The organism is Gallintestinimicrobium propionicum (genome assembly GCF_025567525.1).
GTDB lineage: Bacteria > Bacillota > Clostridia > Lachnospirales > Lachnospiraceae > Gallintestinimicrobium > Gallintestinimicrobium propionicum.
On the sequence record NZ_JAOQJY010000045.1, the window covers coordinates 1 to 4,392 of the forward strand.

General features: G+C 38.5%; 4 protein-coding genes and 1 pseudogene. 4 read left to right on the forward strand and 1 reads right to left on the reverse strand.

The features are described 5' to 3' along the window. Nucleotides 1–116: 116 nt before the first annotated feature. A complete protein-coding gene (locus tag OCV62_RS17940) occupies nt 117–1,055 on the reverse strand; it encodes a helix-turn-helix domain-containing protein (protein WP_262588357.1) in 939 nt (312 codons plus the stop codon). A gap of 198 nt (nt 1,056–1,253) precedes the next feature. Between OCV62_RS17940 and OCV62_RS17945 the strand changes: the two genes are divergently transcribed. The 4 genes and pseudogenes from OCV62_RS17945 to OCV62_RS17960 all read left to right on the forward strand — a co-directional run bounded on the left by OCV62_RS17945 (nt 1,254) and on the right by OCV62_RS17960 (nt 4,224). Continuing rightward, the gene (locus OCV62_RS17945; protein ID WP_262588359.1) at nt 1,254–1,997 is read left to right on the forward strand and encodes a conjugal transfer protein TraX; all 744 of its coding nucleotides are present in this window, start codon (nt 1,254–1,256) and stop codon (nt 1,995–1,997) included. A gap of 55 nt (nt 1,998–2,052) precedes the next feature. Continuing rightward, entirely contained in the window at nt 2,053–3,087 is a 1,035-nt protein-coding gene (locus tag OCV62_RS17950) for an alcohol dehydrogenase (protein ID WP_186982075.1), read from the forward strand. Continuing rightward, a pseudogene (locus tag OCV62_RS18620) lies at nt 3,081–3,229 on the forward strand (TrmH family RNA methyltransferase); the annotation flags it as partial. The gene OCV62_RS17950 and the pseudogene OCV62_RS18620, both read left to right, overlap by 7 nt. Nucleotides 3,230–3,846: 617 nt before the next feature. After that, nucleotides 3,847–4,224: a TnpV protein gene (locus OCV62_RS17960; protein WP_118468464.1), complete on the forward strand. Its 378-nt coding sequence runs from the start codon at nt 3,847–3,849 to the stop codon at nt 4,222–4,224. Nucleotides 4,225–4,392: the final 168 nt, after the last annotated feature.

Consider the following 4,392-nt stretch of genomic DNA (forward strand, 5'->3'; position numbering starts at 1 on the left):
GAACACAAAGTTTCATATATGTACATATCATAGCAGCAATGATTATAATGATACCGTTGTTTTACATTGTTATTGGGAAAACACGCCTCAAAAAGACATCCCCTCAAAAACTTTGATTACCCCCCAAATTGGAAGGAAAGATAATATACATAATCATTTTCCACACCAACGATTCCTTTTTCCATTTCCGTGATAGGAATCCCTGACAGCCCGTCTTTTCCATAGATTAGAGCCATTAATCCCTGTTCAGAGTCTGAAAGGATAGCAGTCTTGCCTTCTATTGTCGAAGCTGAATGAATCTGAATCGGAATCTCCCCTTTTATCTGGCTTGCACTTCTGACATAATATTCTCTGTTTTCTATATTTTCTAAAATAGGAAAATCCGTAGAATATTTTGCATAATCATCTGCTACAATTAATTTTACCTTAAAAGATTCAAAATCCGGCACAACAGCAATGACACCTCTGGAAGGGGAATCGATTCCGTCATAGTCCAAATCAGCCACTTTACTTTTACTGATCAGTGTCCCAGACTGATATTCAGATACATAAATGGTGAGTGTTTTAAATTCATCTTTTATAAAATAATGAAAAAGATATGCGCCGTCTGTTCCGGATAATAATTCTGCTGTTTTCATCTCAGTACTTGTCTGATCAACTGCGGTAATATAATTTTTTGGATGTATCAGTTTGTGAAAGAATAAAGTGCCAAGGATCGCAGAGACAATTACTGCAAAAACAGTTACTACAGCAAGAATTGTTTTTAAATTTTTTTGTTTCTTTTTACTCTCTTTTGTAATCTGAATAAGATTGCTGTCTGATTTTTCAATTACATTTTCAGCACCGATATCTTCACCTGCAAGAAATTCATTAATGCTGATTCTAAGTATGCTGCACAATTCCATATAAATTGACACGTCAGGCAGGCATATGCCACGTTCCCATTTAGAAACCGATTTGTCACTCATATTCAGTTTTTCTGCCAATTGCTTCTGCGTCAGTCCAAGAGCTTTTCTTTTTTTTGCAATATATTTTCCGATTTTGATTAAATCCATATAATTCACTTCCTTCTGTTTAATCTAAGCATAATATAAATTATAAGAAATGAACACCCCTTATGAGTAGAATGCGTTGAGTATTTGAATTAGTGATAGATTAGGACGCAAGAGTTGATTGACGTTGGATAATGCTCCATAATATAATGAAAAGAATAAAAGGCAGATATCTATGCCTGGATAGATGGAGAAGAACCTATGGAGAAAAAAAGAGGAATTGATTCGTTTACACTACATATTCTGGCAATGCTGTTTATGTTATGTGATCATTTGTGGGCGACACTATTTCCAGCACAGGAATGGATGACATGCGTAGGAAGACTTGCTTTTCCGATTTTCGCATTTATGATCGCAGAAGGATGCTATTATACTTCGAATGTGAAAAAATACATGCTGCGTCTTTTTCTATTTGCCATAATTTCAGAAATACCATTTAACCTGATTATGGGAAGTTCTGTATTTTACCCGTTTCATCAAAATGTACTATGGACCTTTTTATTAGGGGTGTTATCGATACAGATCATTGAAAAGGCAAAGAAGAAACAAAAGAAATGGATATCGTTTTTTGTGGTTTGCCTCGTGCTTTTGATGGATTTTCTGCTTGGAACCATAACCATGGTAGATTACAATGCTGCAGGAATACTGACGGTATTACTTTTTTATTTTTTTCGCAAGAAAACCTGGATTTCTTTTGCGGCACAGCTTGTCGGACTGTATTATTTGAATGTAGTTATGCTGGGGAATCTGTATTATCCGGTAACGATTCTGGGACATCATTTTGAGATTGCACAGCAGAGCTTTGCACTGCTGGCACTGATTCCAATCTGGTTATATCATGGAGAGCAGGGGTACCATAACAAGTGGTTCAAGTATTTCTGTTATGCGTTTTATCCGGTGCACCTTCTTATCTTGTTTGTTATTTGGCAATGGCGTATTTGGTAATAGATCAGCAGCGGAAATTCTGGATAAATTATTATAGAAAGTGATGGGGGAAAGAATGCAGACTTATACTTATGTTTCAAAAGGAAAATTTGAATTAATGGAAAAGCCAAAGCCTGTGCTGATGCATGAAAGAGATGCCATTGTAAAGGTGACACTTGCCAGCATTTGTTCCAGTGACCTGCACATTAAGCATGGAAGCGTTCCAAGGGCAGTGACGGGGATTACAGTCGGTCATGAGATGGTTGGAATTGTGGAAGAAGTCGGAACTGCTGTGAAGAATGTGAAACCAGGAGATCGGGTGACGGTAAATGTAGAAACTTTTTGTGGAGAATGTTTTTTCTGCAAGAAAGGTTATGTGAATAACTGTACCGATGAAAATGGCGGCTGGGCTCTTGGATGCCGTATCGATGGCGGTCAGGCAGAATATGTCCGTGTACCATTTGCAGATCAGGGGCTGAATAAGATTCCGGATAAAGTTACGGACAGACAGGCGTTATTTGTAGGAGATGTACTTGCCACCGGTTACTGGGCAGCACGTATTTCCGAGATCACTGAGGATGACACGGTGCTGATCATTGGAGCCGGTCCTACAGGTATCTGTACCTTACTGTCTGTTATGCTGAAAAATCCGAAGCGAATCATCATGTGTGAAAAAGACGAAAAGCGTATGCACTTTATCAGGGAACATTATCCGGAAGTTCTTACAGTTTCGCCGGAAGAATGTTTTGATTTTGTTCAGGCAAACACTGAGCATGGTGGAGCGGATGTTGTTCTTGAAGTTGCAGGAGCAGAATCTACTTTCCGTCTTGCATGGGAATGCGCAAGGCCAAATGCAATCGTGACGGTGGTGGCACTTTACGATAAAGCCCAGACGTTACCTCTGCCGGATATGTATGGAAAGAATCTGACTTTTAAAACAGGAGGAGTAGACGGTTGTGATTGTGAAGAAACGCTGAGACTGATCGCGGAAGGTAAGATCAACACGGAACCACTGATCACACACACCTACCCACTTAGCAGAATCGAAGAAGCCTATGAACTTTTTGAAAATAAGAGGAACGGCGTGATCAAGGTAGCGGTAGAATGTTAAATATAATAGAAATAAAAGATTTCCAGGCATCGGAGTTAGAGGTTTTCGCAAGGCTCACAGAAGACAGCTTTTGAATAAAAATCACCCGGAGAAAGGAATTTTTATAGCGGAAAGTCCCAAGGTGATCGGGAGGGCGTTAGATAAATCATGAAAATAGCGCAGCAACTATCTGGGTGCGGTAGAATAGTGTTCGAAAATGGGTTAGTAGAAAAAAGAAAAACTTTTAGAAGAAAATTTCATTAAAAGATGTGCTGATACTTTTGCGGATGAACGAGGTCTTGTAATTCCGTTGGAAGATAGTGATTTAATAAAGGCATTAGAGGATTATCCTAATATGGAAGTTGATGCAATAGAAAATATTCTTGCAAGCAAATATGAACAAATTGTTTTTGAAAAATAATCCTTAGTAGTAAGAATTTACCTGTTACTACTAATTTTACTACTAACAGGTAGTAACAACATGTCTAATTCTGCTCTGGTTTGCCACAATCTGTAATTTCAGAGCATATCACAATAATCCCGGAAACCCTTGCAAAACAGGGCATTCCGGGGCAAAACAAGGAGAAATAAAATAATGATAAAAATACTTTTTATTTGCCACGGCAGGATTTACCGGGCATGATGAAAAGTCTCAAATCGTCTCATAAGCCCCGTTTTTAAGCGTTTTTTGTGCTTCAGTCTCAAATTTACCAAAGATTTACCAATATTTCTGGAGAGCCAGACTTGCAAAAAAATGAGCCAGAATGAGGAGATTAAAACATGAGCGAATTGAAACCAAGAATAACGGAAAACGGAATTGATTATATCTTTGTTGGAGATTACTACATCCCAGACCTGAAACTGCCGGAAGAACACCGCCCCATTGGAAAGTATGGACGGCTGCACCGGGAATATTTAAGGGAAATCCATCCAGCCCGATTGAACACATTGACCTTGACTGGGGAGTTATGGACATATCTTTCAGACCTGAACGAACAGGCACAGGAACGGTTAGACACCATCATGGAGCAGATGAAAATTGCCGAGGGCGTAACCGAGGAATTAAAGTGTACCCGTCAAATGGAATGGGTGCGGCGGTGCAATAATATCCACAATCGGGCAGAAGAAATTGTTTTGCATGAGATAATTTATTCATAATAGTATGGTGTCAGGATTATGACAAATCAGAGGTTAAAAGGTGCGTTATGTTAAAAAGCATAGGGTTATATTTTAGAAAAATAGACTTTCTGAATTTTGCAGTTGGAGCTATAATGCCAATCATTGTATTGTTTATAGTTTATTCATCAGTCAAATCAAATATAATTC